The sequence below is a fragment of the Methylocaldum sp. genome (genome assembly GCF_035627495.1).
Taxonomy (GTDB): domain Bacteria; phylum Pseudomonadota; class Gammaproteobacteria; order Methylococcales; family Methylococcaceae; genus Methylocaldum.
Map to the genome: position 1 here is coordinate 53392 of NZ_DASPLO010000201.1, position 20425 is coordinate 73816.

Here is a 20425-nt window from a genome sequence, read left to right on the forward strand (position 1 = left end):
AAAGCTTAGCGTTCCATCACATCCCGCCAAATCTGCTGTACGCGGGAACGCAGTTCGAAATGTTCATCGGCCGGAACGAGCGCGGGCACTTCCAGCAGCGCGGACCGATGGGTGTGCTCACGGAAAAGGCAATAGGCCTGCCTCAATAATCCGGCGTCGTCCGCGCCTAAAAAACCGGCTTTGGTGAGGGAGTCCAACAGGCGCACCACGTCGGTCCACTCGGTCAGTTGTTCGCAGTCGTGAGCACCCGAAAGGACCCCGAATTGTACTATAAACTCGATATCGACGATACCGCCGAAGCCTTGCTTCAAGTCGAATATCTCCGGGTCCTTTGCCGCCAGATTGGCGCGCATTTTTTCGCGCATCTCGCGGATTTCGGTCCGCAGGGTTTCGGTGTCCCGTGTGCGGCACAGAGACTTCTCGCGGATCACGCCGAATCGCTCGGCGATCTTGGGATCTCCGGCGACAAACCGGGCCTTGACCAGCGCCTGTTGCTCCCAAGTCCAGGCGTTATCCATCTGATAGGTGTCGTAAGCATCGGCACTGCTGACCAGGAGTCCGGAGCTTCCGGAGGGCCGAAGCCGCAAATCCACCTCGTAAAGAATTCCCGCGGGGGTGTTTGCCGTCAAAAGATGGATGATGCGCTTGCCCATCCGAGCGAAAAACTCGGCGGTGCTGACCGGCCGCTCGCCATTTGTGAGCGTGCTGTCGACTCCGTCGTAGAGAAATACCAGATCCAGGTCCGATCCGTAGCCGAGTTCCAGTCCGCCCATCTTGCCGTAGGCGATCACGCCGAAACCGCTGACTTGGTCGACGGCCGCGCCGGGCGGAACGCCGTGCCGCGACGCCGTCAATCGCCAGGCATGCCGCATGACCTCGTTTACCAGGACTTCGGCGATGTAGGTGAGATAGTCGCTGACCACCATGATCGGAATGGCGCCCATGAAATCGGCCGCCGCGACTCTCAAAATGTTGCTTTGCTTGAACTGACGCAGACCGATCAAGATTTGCTCGAGATCCTCGGGATCAATCGAGCCGAGCTTCCGTTTCAGTTCCCGCTCCAGTTCCGTCTTCGAAAGAGGCGTGTAAAGCGTCCGCGGGTCCAGCAGTTCGTCCAGGAGCAGAGGATGTCGGGCGATATAGTTGGTGATCCACGGACTTCCCGCCGCCAGCTTGACGAGTTGCGACAAGGCCTGTGGATTTTCCGTCAAGAGGGTCAGATAGACGTTGCGACTGGCGATGGCCTCCAGCAGGGCAAAAATCCGCTCCAAGGTGTTCTCGGGCTGCTCGGTCGAGGCGGTGGCGCGCAACAGCATCGGCATGAGGCGGGTGAGTTCCGAAGCGCCTCTCGGGGTGAGATTCTTGATCGCATGCGATGCCTGGAAAGTCTCGATGAGTTTTGCGCCGGATTCGGGGTTCGGCCACCCCAAGGTCTGTAATGCCATGTAAATTTGTTCGCGATCGCCGCTCAGTGCAAAAGCGGCCCGCGTTTCGGCTTGAGCCGGCGCGACGACCTGCTCGAAAACCTCGTGCACCTCGTGGCGCACCGCATCGATTCGCGCTTTGAACGTTTCCCAGTCGGAAAAGCCCATCGCAAAAGCCAGGCTGAGCCGCTGTAGCGGATCGGCGGGGAGATCATGGGTTTGCTTGTCGGCGTACTGTTGCAGCCGGTTTTCCACGGTGCGGAGAAAGCGATAAGCGTCGCGCAGTTTCTCGACGGTTGGGGCGGGCAGCAGGCCGAGGTCGGCAAGGGTCTCCAGCACGACCAGGATGCGGCGTTCCTGCAAGCGCTTTTCGCGTCCGCCGCGGATGAGCTGAAATGCCTGGCCGATGAATTCGATTTCCCGGATGCCGCCCGGACCGAGCTTGACGTTTTCCTGACGGTCCTTGCGTTGCAGCTCCAGCGATATCTTCTGCTTCAGCTCGCGCAACTCGCCGAGGGTTCGATAATCCAGATAGCGCCGGTACACGAACGGACGGAGAAATTCCTGCAGCTCGCGACCGGCTTCGAAATCGCCGGCCATGGGGCGCACCTTGACCATGGCATAGCGCTCCCACTCGCGCGCCTGGCTTTGATAGTAGGCTTCCAAGGCGTAGAAGTTCTGCACCAGGGGACCGCTGTCGCCGAACGGGCGTAAACGAATATCGACGCGGAAGACGAAGCCGTCTTCGGTCACGGCGTCCAACACTTTGATCAGGTTGCGCGCCAGCTTGGTGTAAAACTCGGCGTAGCTGGTTTCACGCTTGTCCGGAAGCACGCCGTCGTCCCGATAGGCAAAAATCAAATCAATGTCGGACGAGAAATTCAGCTCCCAAGCGCCGAGCTTGCCCATGCCCAGTACGACCAGCGATTGCGGCTGGCCTTGCTTGTTGACCGGCGTTCCCCGGCTGGAGCAGGCTTGGCGAAACAGAATGTCCAGGCTTTCCTGTACGCACACGTCGGCCAGCATGGACAAATCCCGCAGGGTTTCATCCAGGTTCGCCCAGCCGGCGATGTCGCGCCAGGCGATACGCACCATTTCCCGGTTGCGGAAGCGGCGGAGGACGGCCATTAAATCCGCCTCGGTATCAACGCCTTCCAGGAGCCGGCGCAAGTTGCCGCGACAGGTTTCCTCGTCGGTCGAGTTCAACAACCGTCCCGATTCCAATAGTTCCTTCAAGAGTTCCGGCCGGCGGGCGCATTGTTCGGCGATGAAGGGGCTAGCGGCCCAAACCGGGCCCAGAGAGTCTCTGACCTTGTCCGGAAATTCGCCGATCCCGATTCCTAGGCGCGCCGAGTTTGCGGAAAACGTGGACCAGGCTACGTCTACCGGCTGTCCGAGCGGTTCGGGCAATCGGTGCGGAAAAGCGGGGTTGTCGGACATAAGACAGTCTTAACGGTGATGGTGTCGAAAGCTTGGGCTCAGGGTTTTCCGCCGTCGTCGCCGAAAAACGGCTGCAGAAAGCTCGAGAAGAAATCCCCGTGGTCGTTCCGTTTCTCGCGCGCGGCTGTCAGCGCCTGACGGACTTCTTCCTTCAATTTGGTGTCGGAAAGCACCATGTAAGGCCGGATCGGCGCTTTTTCGGCTTTTTCCAGATAGCCCAGGGCTTTCTCGTGCTCGCCCTGCTGCAACAAGAAATCGCCATAAAAATAATTCGAGTCCAACGCATTCGGATAAAGCTTCAAAGCCGCTTCCAAATATTGGCGGGCCGAATCGTCGTCTCCGAAGGAAATCGGCCAGCCGGGAAGCCGATAATAAAGATTGCCGAGAGTGACATAAGCCGATCCTTCCATGGCGCGGGGATCGATGTCGATTGCTTTGATGAGCAGTTCCCGAGCCTTGCCGACCTTGCTCAGCGAGCTCAAACCGATGTCCGCAGCAGCGTAGGTACAGAGGACGATGGCCTCCAGAACCAGCGGATCGGCTTCTTTTGGGTACCGCTCGGAAACGGAATGAACCCTAGCCAGAAGGCCTTTGAACTTCTCGGCATGCTGGTTCGGCGGGAGACGATAGAAAATCTCCGCCCATTCGTCTTCCAAACGGCGAACGGTTTCATGAACGGTCGATTCGGCTTGCGATTTGCCCGGATCGGAAACGAGGAGGACCAATAGGCCAAGTACGAGGTGAAAGGGCTTCAAAGTGCTGATTGTCGGAAGTGAATGACAAAAACGGCATTTTAACAATTGGCGCGTTGAGACGTTAATGAGGAGTTTCCCTAAGTTCGCGGATCGGTGTGCGGCCTTTCCGTTGAGTTGTCAGTCCGATTGACTTGCTACGGCTGCTCGGATTTCTCTTTTCCGAAATTCCTTCTCGTCTTTTCTATATCTCGCCGATAACTCTCGGCATCGCCGAAGTCGATGAACCGGCCGTACCAGGAATGGGGCGACTTGACGCGGCGGGCGTGTTTGATGGGGCACCAGTGCTGTTCGGTGCGGGCGGCGATTTCCCGGATGTACGCGAGAAGGCCATTGCCGTAGGAACAGTACGTGCAGTTGAGCTTCTCGATCAGATTCAGATAAGCCAAGCGCCCTCGATCGAAGGTCATGTAATCCCGGCGCTTCACCTTCGGTATTCCGTAAACGGGGAAGCAAACGGCCTGGTACAGCGTGACGGCCAAATCCAAGAGGGCGAAAGGGACGATCAGGGAGTAAATAAGCGGTGCGGTGAGCAGATTGAGCCGGTTGGCTTTGGTGATGTACCTCGTCAGGCCCGCCTTGAGTTTGCGGTGCTCCCGCAACAGTTCGCGGGCATAAACGATTTTGCCGTTCTGGAGCTTGATCCGGAATTCTTCTCTATGTTTGGCCAATTCGGTTTCGAGTTCCTCTTCGAGAGCCTGAATGTTTTCGATCAGGGCACTGATTCGTGGATTCATTAAGATGCTCGAAGGGACTGGAGGATGGGGCGCCTACGATAACACGAAAGCCCTTGGAGAATCGTAGGCTTAAGCGGCTAATGAAAATCCCGGCAGGGCACGCTTAACCGACCCAGCCAATGACTCAGGTCCTCCAGCCGGCCGGCGACGAGGTGCAATACGCCGTCTTCTTCCTGCACCGTGCCGTGCACGGCGAGGAGTCCGGCCTGAAGCAGCGGACGGCGTTGTTTTTGAACCAGGCTGGGCCAGACGATAACATTGGTCTGGCCGGTTTCGTCTTCGAGAGTGAGGAAGACTACGCCGGAGGCGGTGAGCGGGCGTTGTCGGCAGATGACGAGGCCGGCGGTGCGCGCGAAGCGTCCGTGGCCCAGCGTGCGGAGTTGTTCGGCGCTAAGCAGATGCCGCGCGATTAGCCGAGGGCGCAGCAGGGTCAAGGGATGGCGGCGTAGCGTGAGTCCGGTTGAAGCATAGTCGGCGACGATGTTTTCACCTTCGCGAGGCGGGCGCAGCAAGGGTTCGCCTTCGTCGAATATCGGCTGTCCGAACAGCGGTGTGGGCTTATCGTGGGCGCTCATATCCCAGAACGCGCGATGCCGATGGCCGACGAGTCCATGCAAGGCATCGGCCGCAGCCAGCGCTTCGGCATCGCGGCGGTCGAGTTTTGCGCGGGCGATCAGGTCGGCGGCATCGGCAAAGGGGCTCTCCCGGCGGGCGGCGACGACGGCTTCGGCGCCTTGCCGCGATAGGCCTTTCACCAGGCGCAGGCCGAGGCGTAGGGCTGGCGGTTCGGGGGGCGATCCTTCAATCGCAAACGGTTGCTTTAGTCGCGACCCTCCTAATGCGCAATCGTAATCGCTGTGCTGCACGTCGATAGCCCGGACGTCCACACCGTGGCTGCGGGCGTCCTGGATCAATTGGGCGGGAGCGTAAAAGCCCATGGGCTGACTGTTGAGAAGCGCGCAAGTGAAGGCGGCGGGATGATGGCATTTTAGCCAGGCGGAAACATACACCAGCAAAGCGAAACTGGCGGAATGGGATTCCGGAAAGCCGTATTCGCCGAAGCCCTTGATCTGCCGGTAAATCTGTTCCGCGAATTCGCTGCTGTAGCCGCGTTCGCGCATGCCTTCGACCAGACGGCTTTCGAATTTCTCCAAACCGCCGCGCCGGTGCCAGGCCGCCATGGCGCGGCGGAGCTGATCCGCCTCGCCGGCGCTGAAACCGGCCGCCACCATGGCGATCTGCATTACCTGTTCCTGAAAAATGGGGACGCCCAAGGTGCGCTTGAGCACGCTTTCCACGTCGGGACCGGGATAGGTGACCGATTCCCGGCCGCTGCGGCGCGCGAGATACGGATGAACCATGTCGCCCTGAATGGGGCCGGGGCGCACGATCGCCACCTGGATGACCAGATCGTAGTAGTTCCGCGGTTTCAAGCGGGGCAGCATGGCCATTTGCGCACGGGATTCCACCTGAAACACACCCAGGCTGTCAGCCTGTTGCAGCATGGCGTACACCGCCGGGTCTTCCGCCGGGATGCGGTCCAGAGTCAGCGGTTCGCCGTGCCAGTTGCTCACATAGGTGAGCGCCTTGCGGATGGCGCTCAGCATGCCCAGGGCGAGGACGTCCACCTTAAGCAGGCCGAGCGCTTCCAGGTCGTCCTTGTCCCATTGAATGATGGTGCGCTCCGGCATGGCCGCGTTTTCCACCGGCACCAGGCGCGACAAGGAATCCGCCGCTATGACGAAGCCGCCGGTGTGTTGCGACAGATGGCGCGGAAAGCCGCGCAATCGATCGACCAGTCCGTTAAGCAGGCGGAGTTTCGGATTCGCAGGGTCGAAACCGGCGGCTTTAAGACGCTCTGCGTCCAAACCGTCGTCGCTGAGAGAATGGGCGGCTCCGACAAGGAGATCGACTTGTTCGCGGCTGAAGCCGAGCGCCTTGGCCACGTCGCGCACCGCATTGCGGCCCCGGTAGGTGATGACGCTGGCGGCTAGGGCGGCGCGCTGCCGGCCGTATTTGCGGTAGATGTATTGGATGACTTCCTCGCGCCGCTCGTGCTCGAAATCCACGTCGATGTCGGGCGGCTCGTTCCGCTCGCGGGAGATGAAACGCTCGAACAAGAGATCGAGACGCCCCGGATCGACTTCGGTGATGCCGAGGCAATAGCACACCGACGAGTTGGCGGCCGAGCCGCGGCCCTGGCACAGAATGCCCCGCTCACGGGCGAAGCGGACGATGTCCTGGATGGTGAGGAAATAGGGCTCATAGGCGAGTTCGGCGATCAAAGCCAGTTCGTGCTCGATTTGCCGCCGCACCTTGTCCGGGACGCCGTTTGGCCCGCGGCGCTTTGCGCCTTCTTCGGTCAAATGGCGCAACCAACTCTTTGGCGTATGGCCTTCCGGCACCAGTTCGGCTGGATATTCGTAGCGGAGTTCATCGAGCGAGAACCGGCAGCGTTCGGCGATGCGCATGGTTTCCGCCAGCAGTTCCGGGGGATAGAGCCGGGCCAGGCGGGACAGCGGGCGGAGATGACGCTCGCCGTTCGGGAACAGCGCATAGCCGAGTTCGGAAAGCGGCCGACCCAGGCGAATGGCGGTGAGCGTATCTTGCAAGGGCCGCCGTTCCGGGCTGTGCATGTGCACATCGTTGCAGGCCGCCAAAGGCAGCCCCAGATCGCTGCCGAGCCGGCCAAGACGATTCAGCCGTTCCCGGTCTGTTCCGCTCAAGAACAGTTCCACGCCGATCCAGAGCCGGCCGGAAAAATGTTCCTTAAGCCAAATGCCTTGTTCCGATTGCGGTGTTTCGTCCGGCAGCCACAACGCCAGGCAGTTGTCCAAAGGGTGTCGTTCCAGTTTGCAGCGATCCAGCCGGTAATGACCTTTGGGCGCATCCATCCGGGCTGAGGTAATAAGGCCGGAAAGTTGTGCGTAACCTTCCCGGTCAGTGGCCAGCAGCACCAACTTGAGCCCGTCTTCCAATCGCAAACGGTCGTCCTGGGAGCGCCAGGGCGACCCTTCCAATCGCAAACGGTCATCCCGGGAGCACCGGGATGACCCTTCCAGCCGGAATTCGCTGCCGATGATCAGCTTCAAGCCGTGGCGGCGCGCCTCCAGATGGGCTTTCACCACGCCGGCCAGGGAGCATTCGTCGGTCAGTGCCAGGGCGGCATAGCCGAGGCGGGCCGCTATCTCGACCAGCTCTTCCGGATGCGAGGCGCCGCGCAAAAAGCTGTAATTGCTGAGGCAATGGAGTTCGGCAAATCTAGGGATATGGCTGAAAACAACGTTCCGATTCATGTGTCTGGCGTAGGGTGGGTTAGGCGCGCATCGCACGGACCCTGCAACGTTCCTTGGGGGTTCCGCGCGCCGTAACCCACCAGGCAAAGCCGCGGAACCGGTGGGTTACGGCGCGCAGCGAGTCCCGCGGACACGGCATGGTTCGTGGCGGCGCTCGCCTAACCCACCATCGATGGGTTTCGCTTCGCTCTACCCATCCTACAATCGTTTTCAAGTAGATCGGGATGTTATTGGTTGGCGGCCAAGTCCTAAGCGAATAAACCATGGAGATACCATCCGCCGTTTCCATCGAGCTCTCGGTACACCCAGGCGCGGACGCCCTCCGGGCTCACTGCCACGCGATAATCCCGCCGAATCGAAGCGCCGTCCCACCAGCCGCTCTCGATGCGTTCCCGTTCGGGCAGCAAGCGGGAACCGGTCGGATCGTACGGTTGGGGCTTGGGCAGCAGCCACAACGGCCGGCGTTCTTTGCCCATGGCGATGCCGATGGGCGATTCGTCCCGAGTCCAATCGCAAACGGCGTCTCCGGGAGCACCAGAGACCCCCTTCCAGGCGCGTTCGGGGCGGTGATCGGCCGGAGTGCCCAGAAAGCGTAAGGCATCGCGTCCCAGGCGCTGCTGCAATTGTTCCAGCAAAGCCTCCCAATCCAGAGCGCCCGGCGTTTCGGCGGCGAACAAATCCGCTACCCGCGCCCGATAGGGTTGCAGTGCGCTGCAACGGAGGCGGAGGGCGGTGACGGCGGCGGGCAAGGACATTCGCTCCAGGCGCTCGTTCAGCAATATCGAAAGCTGCGCCGGATCGCGGCTGGCATAGCGGAGCTTCAGTTCCAGGCGTGTGGCCGATCGGCGGAAGTGGAACAGCTTCAGCTCCAAACGATCCGTGGCGGCGTCGTGCTGACGTAAAAAGGCAGCCAGATCTTCCAGCAGGGTCGCGCAGATGGGCAGCAGGTAAGCCAGGTTCTCGGTTTCCGCCGTGAGTTCCCGATAGATTTGGAAAGCGGGCGGCGTTCGGAAGAGCTTGGGCAGCTCTTTTTCCCGCCCCGCGGCCCGGTCCAGTTGGCGCAGCAGGGTAAGGCCGTAACGCCGGGCCAGACCGTCCCGCGGCAATCGCCAGAGATCGCGCAGGGTATGGAGACCGGCCTTGGCGAGCCGGTTCGCCGTATCCCGTTCCAAGGGCAAATGGGCGATGGCCAGATCGCCGAGCCGGGAGCGCGATGCCGCTGGGTTTTCCACCGTCCGCTCCAATCCGGAGGAGGCCATGAGCCAGGCAGGAAAAGGCGTCGGCGCCGCCGCGAGGATGGAGCGATGGCCCAAGCTTTGGAGTTCGGTACGAAGTCGCTGCACCAAGGCATCCAGGCCGCCGAATAGAGACAGGCTGGCGCGGATTTCCAGGAGCAGGGCGGCCGGATAATTGAGGCTTACCCAGGGCGTGAAGCCGAGTCCAGTTTCTGCCAGCTTTTCTAGCGCTTCGTACTCCATCTGTTCGTCGCGGCGATGCAGTTGCAGATCGGCGCACAAGGCCAAAGCTGCGTTCATGGGCGAGCCGGAATGGATGCCGAAAACTCTGGCGGCGGACGTGACGGCATGAACGAAGGAACGTCCGCCGCTGTCCTCCCATATGGCGGCAGGATGATCCTCTTCGAGTTTGAAGACCTCCAGCGGCAAATGCGGCAGATAACAGCACAGCCAAAGTGCTGTCGGCGCCGAATGCGGAGCACTGGAGACTTGGGTAGTCGGTGATGCGAACGGGATTTCTGAAAGAGCGTGCAAAGCCATGGGGTGTTCCAGTGTTTAGCCTAATTTGCTCCTTCTCCTTCTGGGCAGAGGTATCTATATAAGCCGATCAAAGAAGGAATCGCTGAGCGATAGCTTTATTTGAGTGTGGGTTCTCGCACCCACGGGCGAGCTACTTTCTTTTGCGCCGCCAAAAGAAAGTAGCCAAAGAAAAGGCGGCCCGGTTGCCGCTTGATCCTTGCGCTCCTCGCTTTCGGCCGGGGTCGCCAGAAGGGGCATCCTCGCCCCTCTGTCGACGCGCGGAATCCCTTCCGCGCCCCTAAAGGACCATTCCGGCCGAAAGCTGCGGTGCTCGGCGCGGCAAACGGGATTTAATACAACCCCGGAAACGGTGTTTCCGGGGTTAAGAATTTGTGTAGACACCTCTGCCCAGAGGAAGGGAACTAAAGGACGTCGTGGAAGCGGCGTTTAGCTCTCCAATCGGCCAAAAACCGCCTCTGCATGCCGTTAGTTGGGAGGCATGTCGTCCGACCCACCGAGTAGCACGGCATTTACGATTGGCGTGCCGCGTGTCTTGAGAATATGGACCCAAAGCCCTTGCTCCCCAGCTTCGAGACGGAGGCGCAAAGCGGCCGGAGTTCCGGCGGGCAGTTCGGACAGCAGCAACACGCCGAGGCAACGGCCTTCCGTTGCCGCCAATTGCAAACGGCGCAATACCGGAACGGGAGACAATTTGCGGGGCCAGGCCAAGACCATGCCGCAGGCGGTGCTGCGCAATAGTTTTTCCGCGCTCCACCAGATGTCTTTGTCGTCCGAGAGCTTGTCCAGCAGGAGCAGGCGGTCCAAATCGATGCCGGCATCCGCCAGGGCCGGTGCATAGGGCAGATAAGGCGGCGCGATCCAAGCTAGGCGTTTTCCCGATTGTTGTACGTGCCGCATGGCGGGAAGCAAGAGATGCAGTTCGCCGATACCCCAGGCGGGAACGGCGATTTCCATTAATGCGGCAAAAGGCCAGCCGCTTCCCGGCAAAGCCTTGTCCAGTTCCGTGAAGCCGGTGGGAATTGCGGCACTGTCGGCCGCTTGGGGGCGGCGACCGCGCCACAGGAGCGGCGTAGCGCGGAGCAATTCATCGAGTCCATTCCGTTTATCCATTACACCCACTCGCTGCGGATCACGCCGATCACCACGCCTTCGATGCAGAGCTCCTGGCGCTCGGGATCGACCGCCAGGGTTTCGAAGTCGGGATTGGCCGGTTCCAGATAGGCCATAGAGCCTTCAAGCCGCAGCCGTTTTACCGTGACTTCATCGCCGAGGCGGGCGATCACGATTTGGCCGCTACGGGCCTGGTCGGTGCGCTGCACCGCCAGAAGGTCGCCTTCCAGAATGCCCGCATCGCGCATGCTGAGGCCGCGCACGCGGAGCAGGTAATCCGCTTTGCCCTGAAATAATTCCGGGCCGAGGCGGCAATATTTCTCGATATGGGTTTCCGCCAGCACCGGCCGGCCGGCGGCGACTCTGCCGATGACGGGCAGGGCGTCGGCCGGAGCCTGGTGTTCCATCAGACGGATGCCCCGAGCCAGAGAGGGCATTAGCTCGATAAGGCCCTTCCGAGCCAAAGCCTGAAGATGGCCGCGTACGGCATTCGTGGATTTAAGGCCGAGAGCGTTGGCGATCTCCGCGATGGTCGGTGGCACTCCGTCCTGACGGAGCGTCCGGCGGATATGGTCGAGTATTTCCTGCTGGCGTAGGGTTGTGTTTTTCATGGCTTATAAAAGCAGTGCTTTTATAAGCAGTATAGTTAGGCTTTTGAGAAGCGCGCAAGCCTTAAAATGAGGGTGGTTATACGAAAGGGAGTTGTAATAATGCGTTAACCGATTGAGTTTTCAGATCGTTACAGCGTTACCAGAAATGCGAGCAGATCCTGTTTCTCGGATTTGGTGAGTTTCAGTCCGAGCACCAGATTGAAGAATTCCACCGTGTCTTCCAATGTCAGCAAGCGTCCGTCGTGCAGATAGGGCGGCGAGTCCTTGATGCCGCGCAGAGGGAAAGTCTTGATGGGGCCGTCCGGTGCGGTCGTTTGGCTAGTGCTCGTTCCGGATCTGTAAAACCGTTCCACCTGCAGGTCGTGCGCGCGGTTATCGGTATAGTAGGGTGGCGTATGGCAAGTCGCGCATTGGGCTTTGCCGAAAAAAAGGTCCTGGCCGCGGAGTGCGGCCTCATCATTCTTTTGCGGGTCCAGCTTGCCCGACGTATCGAGCTTGGGTGCCGGCGGGAAGTCTATGAGTTTCTGAAACCCGGCCATGAGAGATATGTCATTGCGATCCGGGATATGGCCTTCTTTTTCCTGGGTTGCGGCCGGATTTTCGTCTAAATAAGCCGTCCGCAATTTGAATTCCGAGTAGTCCTCAATGCTTTTCGGCATGCCTTGAGAGCCGAACAACTGCTGAACCTCGACGCCCCGAAGGCTCGGCGTATCGATGCGAAGATTGGGTTCCCGCGGACGGGGGCTCGGAACCGTCTGGATGGCAGCGCCGGTATGGCCGTTGACATGGCAGTCGAAACAGGCGATGCCGGGAGAAGGATTTTCCGAGCGGCGGTCATCGGTGGCGTTGAACTGCTGCTGCGGGAAAGGCGTGAGCAACAGCCGCAGTCCCTCCAACTGTTCCGGGTTGATGACGCCATCGAAAAGTTCACGGTAATTGGAGAGCGTTATCAATTGACCTCGGGAAACATCACCCCGGTCCGTCTGCGTCTTGAGAAAGACGGGGGGCGGGAGTTCCGGCTGGAACCGCTCCGGAATATCGAAACCCACGTCGAAGCGGGCGAGATCCCGTCCCTCCTGCTGCTCGATAGCCTCTACGAAGTTTTTGCTAAATACAATGCCGCCCTCGGCGGGATTGGGATGGGGTAGCGGCATGAATCCCTTCGGAAACAAGTCTTGCTTCCGAATCTCCTCGGGTGTCATTTCCGCCAGTTTGTCCCAGGTTACGACCTCCCGTATTTTGACCCGCACCCCTTCCTGAACAGGTTTGCCCCGGGTCATCGTGACCGTTTTGGACGGGTTATCGCTGAGATCGTAACGCTCGTCGAGAACTTTTAGATGGCGCTCCATGGCATCCAGCTTCGCGGTCTTCATGTCCGCCATAAACTGCTGAAACTCCTCGGCGCTTCTGGCCGGAGCATCGGAGCACATCGTGAGACCGGTGAAGGCCAAGCTCAGGAATACGAATCCGCGCAGAACCGCTTCGAGCGCTTTTTCTTGCATCGTCCGTTCCTCCTTGTCGGCACTTTGCTAAAGGCAGCCTCGAAAGCCGCGATGTTTGAAGTCCTTGTGCTCGAAAACGGGATTGTGGCTTACGCCGAGAAATCCCTTCCAGTTCACCTGCATCTGCCGGATCTATCCTGAATTTTTAGAGCGGTTTCGGCGACGGTGTATGGATGGGATGCGCACAGTACACCCTACAGCCGAAAGTGCTCTAGGCTTCAAACATTGAGAAAGTATTTGATTAAATTGCAGACTTCCCGATAGCGATAGCCGTACGAATACGGACTTAGGTCCGATTTCAAGACGCCGAGATGGGAGACTGGCGTGAAGCTAAGGTGAACGGGGCAGGGCAAGCCGGGACAATCGTTCGGGTCCCGGCTTGCTAGTGATGGAAATCAGATGCCGGCTAGGCCGACGATGTTGTAGCCGGCGTCGACGTAAAGGATTTCCCCGGTGATGCCGGACGCGAGATCGGAGCAGAGGAATGCGGCGGCGTTGCCCACTTCCTCAGTGGTGACGTTCTTGCGCAAGGGAGCCGCTTGTTCGCCCTTGGCCAGCATCTCGCGGAAATTGGCGATGCCGGAGGCGGCGAGGGTGCGGATGGCCCCGGCGGAGACGGCGTTCACGCGAATGCCTTCGGGGCCGAGGGAAGCTGCCAGGTAGCGGACGTTGGCTTCGAGGCTGGCTTTGGCGACGCCCATCACGTTGTAATTCGGCATGGCCCGTTCGGCGCCGAGATAGCTCAGCGTCAACAACGAACCCTTGCGGCCCGCCATCAGCTTGCGTCCACCCTTCGCGAGCGCGGCAAAGCTGTAGGAGCTGATGTCGTGGGCGATGCGGAAATTCTCGCGAGTTACCGCGTCGAGATAAGAGCCTTCCAGAGCTTCGCGCGGGGCGAAGGCGACGGAATGGACGATACAGTCGAGCCCGTCCCAGCATTTGCCCAGCTCGGCGAAAAGTGTGTCGATCTGCTCATCGCTCGCCACGTCGCAGGGCAGGACGATTTTCGCGCCCAGTTCCTCCGCCAGTTTTTCAACGCGCTCCTTGAGTTTGTCGTTCTGATAGGTCAGGGCGATTTCCGCTCCCTCCCGTCGCATCGCCTCCGCGATACCGTAGGCGATGGACCGATTGCTGGCGACGCCAACGATCAACGCCAGTTTGTCTTGCATGAAACCCATGATGAATCTCCGATTTCGTCTGGAAATGGCGCGAAAGTATCCGCTAGAGGTCGGGTGCTGTCCAGTCGTAGTCGCAGGATGGACAGAGGCCCGATAAGCCCGGCTTACCGATGGGACTATCGCCCCGCTCGCGTATAATGGCCGCCTATGGCGACTAGGCAAAAATCGGTACATCGTTTTTTCGGTCCGGCGAGTTCCATAAGCGAACTTTTTCGTGCGCGCCGAGGCTTCGCGCGTTTGTTTCGGCCGGCCTGGCTTTCTCTTCTGGCTTTCGTGCTCGTTGCCTGCGGCAGTCCTCTGAACAATCCCTATCCGGCCGAGGACAAGGGCAGGAACATTCTTTACACCTCCTTCAACGAGCGGCCGAGGCACCTGGACCCGGCGCGGGCCTATAGTTCCAACGAGTACGAGATCATCGCCCAGGTGTACGAGCCGCTGCTGCAGTACGCCTATCTGAAACGGCCCTATCAGCTCGAACCGTTGACGGCGGAAGCCCTGCCGATCGTGACTTACCTTGACAAGGATCTACATCCGCTGCCGGAAAAAACGCCGGAGGCGCAGATCGCGTACAGCGAATACGAGATCCGCATCCGCCCGGACATCTTATTCCAACCCCATCCGGCATTCGTCAAGACCCGGGATGGGCGCTATCGCTATCATGCGCTGACCGGAGACGAACTGGCGGAGATCAAGAGCATCGCCGATTTTGCCGAAACCGGCACCCGTACGCTGACGGCCGAGGATTACGTTTACCAGATCAAGCGCCTGGTGCATCCGCAGCTTCATTCGCCCATAGCCGAGATGATGAAGGGTTATATCGTCGGTCTTAAGGAGCTGAGCGAGCGGATGGCGAAGGATTTCGAGGCGCGGCCGGATAAGTCGGGGTTCTTCGATATCCGCGGTTATACGGTGGATGGAATCGAGATTGCCGATGCGCACCGGTTGAAGATCCGCTTGCACGGCAAGTACCCCCAGTTTCGCTTCTGGCTGGCCATGCCGTTTTTCGCCCCGATGCCCTGGGAGGCGGATGCGTTCTACGCTCAGCCGGGCCTGGTCGAAAAAAACATCACCCTCGACTGGTATCCGGTTGGCACCGGCGCCTTTATGCTGGCGGAGAACAATCCGAACCGGCGCATGGTGCTGCTGAAAAACCCGAATTACCACGATGCCTTCTACCCGGCCGAGGGCGAGCCGGAGGATGCCGCTCAAGGCTATCTCACGGATGCCGGACAAAAGCTGCCGTTCATCGAGAAGGTGGTGTTCACTCTAGAGAAGGAAACGATTCCCTACTGGAATAAATTCCTGCAGGGTTATTACGATGCTTCGGGCTTGGCTTCGGACAATTTCGATCAGGCTGTTCAGTTCAGCGGGCAGGGCGACGCCGAGCTGACGCCGGAAATGAAAGCCAAGGAGATCCGCTTGAAGACCTCCATAACGACCTCGACGTTCTACATGGGGTTCAACATGCTCGATGCCACGGTGGGCGGGTTGGACGAGGCCAAAGCGAAACTCCGCAGAGCCATCAACATCGCGATCGATTACGAGGAGTTCATCGCCATATTCATTAACGGCCGCGGTGTTCCGGCTCAGGGGCTGTTGCCTCCAGGCATTTTCGGCAACGTCGAGGGCAATGAGGGGATCAACCCTTACGTGTACGAGTGGGTCGACGGCGCGCCGCGCCGGAAGGCCATCGATGCGGCAAAAAAACTGCTGGCCGAGGCCGGGTATCCCAATGGAGTCGACGCCAAGACCGGCAAGCCCTTAGTGCTTTATCTCGATACGGTGGCGCGGGGCCCCGACGACAAATCGATTCTGAATTGGTACCGGAAGCAGTTCGCGAAGCTCGGTATCCAGTTGGTGCTGCGCACCACGGATTACAACCAGTTTCAGCAGAAGATGATGAACGGCAATGCCCAAATCTTTATGTGGGGCTGGAATGCGGATTATCCCGATTCGGAGAATTTCTTCTTCTTGCTTTACGGCGAGAACGCCAAGGTGGGCAAGGGCGGCGAGAACGCGGCCAATTATAAAAATCCCGAATTCGACCGGTTGTTCGAGCGCATGCGCAATATGGATGACGGCGAGGAGCGTTTCCGTATCATCCAGGAGATGCAAGAAATCCTGAGGCATGACTCGCCCTGGATATTCGGTTACCATCCCAAGGCCTTTTCGCTGCACCATGACTGGTACCGCAATCTCAAACCCAATCTGATGGCCAACAACGAGCTCAAATATCAGCGCATCGATGCCGAACAGCGGGGGGACAAGCGGGCGGAGTGGAACCGGCCGACCTACTGGCCGCTGGCCGCGGGTTCGGGGCTGCTGGCCGTGGCGATCGTCCCGGCGTATTCGACCTACCGCCGCCGCATGAGGTCCACCGCGCTATGATCCGCTACATCATCCGTCGCGTGCTCTACGCCGTTCCGCTGCTTTTGGGGGTGAACATCCTCACCTTTCTGTTGTTCTTCGTGGTGAATACGCCGGACGACATGGCGCGGATGCATCTCGGGCAGAAGCATGTCACCCAGGAAGCGGTCGAAGGCTGGAAACACGAGCGCGGCTACGATTTGCCGTTGTTCTGGAACGAAAAGGCGGAGGGAGCCGACAAAGCGACGCGAACGATCTTTTATCAGAAGTCGGTGGGCTTGTTCCTGTTCCGTTTCGGGCGTTCCGACAGCGGGCGCGAAATCGGCGCCGATATCCAGCAGCGCATGTGGCCCTCCCTCGCCATCGCGGTGCCTTCTCTCTTGATGGGGCTCCTGGTGCACATCAGCCTGGCCCTGTTATTGGTGTTTTTTCGGCTGACTTATCTGGAATTATGGGGCATCGCCCTATGTGTCGTTCTCATGTCCGTCTCGTTCCTGTTTTACATTATCGGCGGGCAATACCTGATTGGAAAACTGCTGCAGCTCACGCCGATTTCCGGTTACGACGGCGGAATTAACGCCGCCCGATTCTTGATCCTGCCGTTGATTATCAGCGTGATCGCCGGCGTAGGTTCCGGCGTGCGCTGGTATAGGACCTTGTTTCTGGAAGAAGTGGAGAAGGATTACGTGCGCACCGCGCGGGCCAAGGGACTGTCCGAGCCGCGGGTGCTGTTCGGGCATGTGCTCAAGAACGCCATGATTCCCATCCTGACCGGGGTGGTCGTGGTGTTGCCCTTGCTGTTCACCGGCAGCCTGATCACCGAGTCGTTCTTTGCCATTCCGGGTTTGGGCAGCTATACCATCGACGCCATCAGCCAACAGGACTTCGCCATCGTGCGCGCCATGGTGTTTCTCGGTTCCGCGCTGTACATCCTCGGTTTGCTGCTGACCGATCTTTCCTACACCCTGGTCGATCCTCGCGTGCGGCTCGGTTAAACCATGTTGAAGCTACTGTGGACCGACATTCTGTTCTTCATCTTGCTGGCGGGCTTTGTCGTGCTCATCGTCCGGGCCAGGGGCCGCGAGCACCTGCGCCGCCCCTGGCGCAAGGTGGCGCGCAGTCGAAGTGCCGTGGTGTCGCTGGTGATTCTGCTGGCTTATCTTTTCATAGCCGTGCTGGATTCGATCCATTTTCATCCCCGGAACCAAGGGGAAAACGGTAAATCTCAATATCAGGCCGAAGTGATCAGCGTATTGGATAGCTGGATGACGCCCATCCGAACGCGCGTGGAGAAAACCTATTCGGCGCCTTTTTCGTCCTACGCCTACGCCAAGGAAATGATTCGCCAGCCGGACGGCTCCCAGCTCTGGGATTATCCCCGTTTGCAATACGGTAGTGCGCATCTGGCCGACCCGGAACATGAGAAAACGGCCGATATCCTGGCGACCGGCATGAAAGGGCTGGGAGAGGGCGGGTTGATCTGGCTATTGTCGGCTTCCTTGGTGATCGTCTGGCGCAGCCGTCATGATCGTATCGGTCTGGCCGAAAGCTTGAAGCGCATCGCTCTGGGCCGAACGGAAATTCCGTGGCGAGCCGTATTGCTGACGCTGTTCCTCATCTTGGGATGCAGTGGCATGCTGGGGGAACTCGGCCTGCGCTATCACGTTCTGGGTACCGACAAGGTCGGCGAGGACGTGTTCTATCAGAGCCTCAAGAGCGTCCGGACCGGCCTTCTGATCGGCACCCTGACCACTTTCGCGACGCTGCCTTTGGCTTTAGGTCTCGGCATTCTGGCGGGCTACTTCCGCGGCTGGGTCGACGATGTGATCCAATATCTCTATACCACCCTCAATTCCATACCCGGCGTGCTGCTCATCGCCGCGGCCATGCTCATCATGCAGGTGTACATGGCCCGGCACGAGGACGAATTCGCGAGTCTGGCGCTGCGGGCCGATTTCAGGCTCTTGTTTCTTTGCCTGATCCTCGGCATGACCAGTTGGACCGGCCTGTGCCGCCTGCTCCGCGCGGAAACCCTGAAGCTGCGCGAGATGGAGTACGTTCAGGCGGCTCGGGCGCTGGGCGTACGGCAAGGCGTGATTCTGATGCGGCATATCTTGCCCAACGTATTCCATCTGGTGCTGATTTCGGTGGCCTTGGATTTCAGCTCGCTGGTGTTGGCCGAGGCCGTACTGTCATACGTGAATATCGGCGTCGATCCCACCATGGAGAGCTGGGGCAACATGATCAACGGCGCCCGGCTCGAAATGGCGCGTGATCCGGTGGTGTGGTGGTCCTTGGCGGCCGCGTTTCTGTTCATGTTCAACCTGGTGCTGGCCGCCAACCTCTTCGCGGATGCCGTGCGAGATGCTTTCGATCCGAGGCGAGCGGAGTGATAAACTCATCAGCGGCCCTGGTTGGGGGAGGAAAAGTTTGAACGCGGCCTCTGACGCATTACACGCGAAAGCTCAACCGGAAACGGCTACCGCGCTTTTATCGGTGTCCGATCTGCACGTAAGTTTCCGCCAGAGTGCGGAGCTGATCCCCGCCGTCAGCGGCGTGTCGTTTCATATCGATAAAGGAGAGACTTTCGCGCTCGTGGGCGAATCGGGTTCGGGAAAATCGGTCACGGCGCTGTCTGTGTTGAGGCTTTTGCCCCACAACGGGCGAATCACGGGGGGGCGGGTCAATCTCGGAAGCACCGACTTGTTCGGGTTGCCGGAATATGCCATGAGTGCCATCCGCGGACTGCGCATCGGCATCATCTTTCAGGACCCCATGAGTTCGCTGAATCCGGTCATGACCGTGGGTCGGCAGATCGGCGAGGCGCTGCGCTTGCAGCGGGGTTTGCAGGGCAAGGCGTCAAGGACCCGCGCATTGGAGCTTTTGGATCATGTGGGATTGCCGAACCCGCAGCGGCATCTGGACGAGTACCCCCATCAGCTCTCCGGCGGCATGCGGCAGCGGGTCATGATCGCCATCGCTTTGGCCGGCGAGCCGGATCTCCTGATCGCGGATGAGCCGACTACGGCTTTGGACGTGACGATTCAGGCGCAAATCCTGGAGCTCCTCGAGCGTTTGAAGCGCGAAAGCGGAATGGCGCTATGGCTGATCACCCATGATCTCGGCATAGTCGCGGAACTGGCCGACCGTGTCGCCGTCATGCGTGCGGGAAAGATCGTGGAACAGAGCGGGAGCGAGCGATTCTTCGAAAAGCCGGAGCATCCCTACAGCCGCGAGTTGTTCACGGCTATGCCCCGATTGGACGCCTGTCTCAACCGGCCCGAAACACAGGGTTCGGAACCACTGCTAGTTGTGGAAGACTTCAAGATCCATTATCCGATCAAGCAAGGCATCTTTCAGCGGACCGTGGATTACGTGCGGGCGGTGGACGGGGTTTCGTTTTCGGTGGCGCAGGGCGAGACCCTGGCCTTGGTGGGCGAGTCGGGATGCGGCAAGACGACCTTGGGCAAAGGGATTCTCAACCTCATCGAGAATTCCGGCGGGCGGGTCCGCTTCGACGGTTCCGATATTACCGAGCTTGATGGCGAGGAGCGCCGCAAGCGTTACGCCGAAATGCAGATTGTGTTTCAGGACCCGTACTCGTCGATGAATCCGCGCATGGTGGTGGGCGACATCATCGAAGAAGGGCTGCGCGCTTTGCATCCCGCCATGACCGAGACGGAGCGGCGCGAGCGGGTGGAGGATTTGTTGCAGGGCGTCGGGTTGCCGAAGGAGGCGCGGTTACGCTACCCGCACGAGTTTTCCGGCGGACAGAGGCAGCGCATCTGCATCGCGCGGGCTTTGGCCGTCGATCCCAAGCTGATCGTGTGCGACGAGCCGACCAGCGCTCTGGACGTTTCGGTTCAAGCCCAAATCCTGAGACTGTTGAGGGATCTGCGCGACCGGCGGCACTTGAGTTATCTGTTCATCACCCACGATCTGGCCGTGGTGGCCGAACTGGCCGACCGGGTGGCGGTCATGCATCGGGGTAAGATTGTCGAAATGGGCGTCACACGGCAGGTGCTGTTCGAGCCGGCGCATCCATATACCCGCCGGTTGCTGCAAGCTGTGCCGAAATTGAGGCTTTCGAAAGCTAGTGCTTCGCCACGGTAGCAGTGCAATGTTTGGTCATGTCTTGGGTCTGATGATTGTCTGGAAGCCAGGAGACGATCATGCGAACCCAGAAATACGCAGTGAAACTGACGGCCGAGGCGCGCTCGGCCGTGGAACGCT

Annotated in this window: 13 protein-coding genes; 4 read left to right on the forward strand and 9 right to left on the reverse strand. The window is 59.7% G+C overall.

Translation table 11 applies throughout. From position 1 onward, the window contains the following. Nucleotides 1-5 precede the first annotated feature (5 nt). The 9 genes from glnE to VEB01_RS19880 all read right to left on the reverse strand — a co-directional run bounded on the left by glnE (nucleotide 6) and on the right by VEB01_RS19880 (nucleotide 13825). Nucleotides 6-2864 (reverse strand): bifunctional [glutamate--ammonia ligase]-adenylyl-L-tyrosine phosphorylase/[glutamate--ammonia-ligase] adenylyltransferase, encoded by a 2859-nt coding sequence (glnE, locus tag VEB01_RS19840; RefSeq protein WP_324878508.1) that lies wholly within the window; start codon nucleotides 2862-2864, stop codon nucleotides 6-8. Nucleotides 2865-2902: 38 nt separating this feature from the next. Further along, nucleotides 2903-3619, reverse strand: coding sequence for a tetratricopeptide repeat protein (locus tag VEB01_RS19845; RefSeq protein ID WP_324878510.1), 717 nt, complete (start codon nucleotides 3617-3619; stop codon nucleotides 2903-2905). Nucleotides 3620-3753: 134 nt separating this feature from the next. Then, the gene (locus tag VEB01_RS19850) at nucleotides 3754-4353 is read right to left on the reverse strand and encodes a hypothetical protein (RefSeq protein ID WP_324878511.1); all 600 of its coding nucleotides are present in this window, start codon (nucleotides 4351-4353) and stop codon (nucleotides 3754-3756) included. A 77-nt stretch (nucleotides 4354-4430) separates the two neighbouring features. Then, a complete protein-coding gene (locus VEB01_RS19855; RefSeq protein WP_324878513.1) occupies nucleotides 4431-7649 on the reverse strand; it encodes an error-prone DNA polymerase in 3219 nt (1072 codons plus the stop codon). A gap of 248 nt (nucleotides 7650-7897) precedes the next feature. Next, on the reverse strand, nucleotides 7898-9424 hold the full coding sequence (locus tag VEB01_RS19860; protein ID WP_324878515.1) for a Y-family DNA polymerase: 1527 nt from the start codon (nucleotides 9422-9424) through the stop codon (nucleotides 7898-7900). A 465-nt stretch (nucleotides 9425-9889) separates the two neighbouring features. Then, on the reverse strand, nucleotides 9890-10534 hold the full coding sequence (gene imuA / locus VEB01_RS19865; protein ID WP_324878516.1) for a translesion DNA synthesis-associated protein ImuA: 645 nt from the start codon (nucleotides 10532-10534) through the stop codon (nucleotides 9890-9892). Then, nucleotides 10534-11145 carry a transcriptional repressor LexA gene (gene lexA, locus VEB01_RS19870; protein ID WP_324878517.1) on the reverse strand — a complete coding sequence of 204 codons (612 nt, stop codon included), beginning with the start codon at nucleotides 11143-11145 and terminating at the stop codon, nucleotides 10534-10536. The genes imuA and lexA overlap by 1 nt, the downstream gene beginning before the upstream one ends. Before the next feature lie 128 nt (nucleotides 11146-11273). Continuing rightward, nucleotides 11274-12647: a cytochrome B6 gene (locus tag VEB01_RS19875; RefSeq protein ID WP_324878519.1), complete on the reverse strand. Its 1374-nt coding sequence runs from the start codon at nucleotides 12645-12647 to the stop codon at nucleotides 11274-11276. Between the two features lie 395 nt (nucleotides 12648-13042). Then, complete coding sequence (locus VEB01_RS19880) at nucleotides 13043-13825, reverse strand: enoyl-ACP reductase FabI (protein WP_324878520.1); 783 nt, start codon at nucleotides 13823-13825, stop codon at nucleotides 13043-13045. A 237-nt stretch (nucleotides 13826-14062) separates the two neighbouring features. Here VEB01_RS19880 and VEB01_RS19885 point away from each other — a divergent pair, with 237 nt between their 5' ends. From VEB01_RS19885 to VEB01_RS19900, 4 genes are read left to right on the forward strand one after another with little or no spacing between them, the layout of a single operon-like run. Continuing rightward, entirely contained in the window at nucleotides 14063-16213 is a 2151-nt protein-coding gene (locus VEB01_RS19885) for an ABC transporter substrate-binding protein (RefSeq protein WP_324878521.1), read from the forward strand. Then, nucleotides 16210-17187 (forward strand): ABC transporter permease, encoded by a 978-nt coding sequence (locus VEB01_RS19890; RefSeq protein ID WP_324878523.1) that lies wholly within the window; start codon nucleotides 16210-16212, stop codon nucleotides 17185-17187. Before VEB01_RS19885 ends, VEB01_RS19890 begins: the two co-directional genes overlap by 4 nt. 3 nt (nucleotides 17188-17190) lie before the next feature. Next, nucleotides 17191-18585 (forward strand): ABC transporter permease, encoded by a 1395-nt coding sequence (locus VEB01_RS19895; RefSeq protein ID WP_324878525.1) that lies wholly within the window; start codon nucleotides 17191-17193, stop codon nucleotides 18583-18585. Nucleotides 18586-18622: 37 nt separating this feature from the next. Further along, entirely contained in the window at nucleotides 18623-20305 is a 1683-nt protein-coding gene (locus tag VEB01_RS19900) for an ABC transporter ATP-binding protein (RefSeq protein ID WP_414675527.1), read from the forward strand. The last annotated feature ends 120 nt before the right edge of the window (nucleotides 20306-20425 follow it).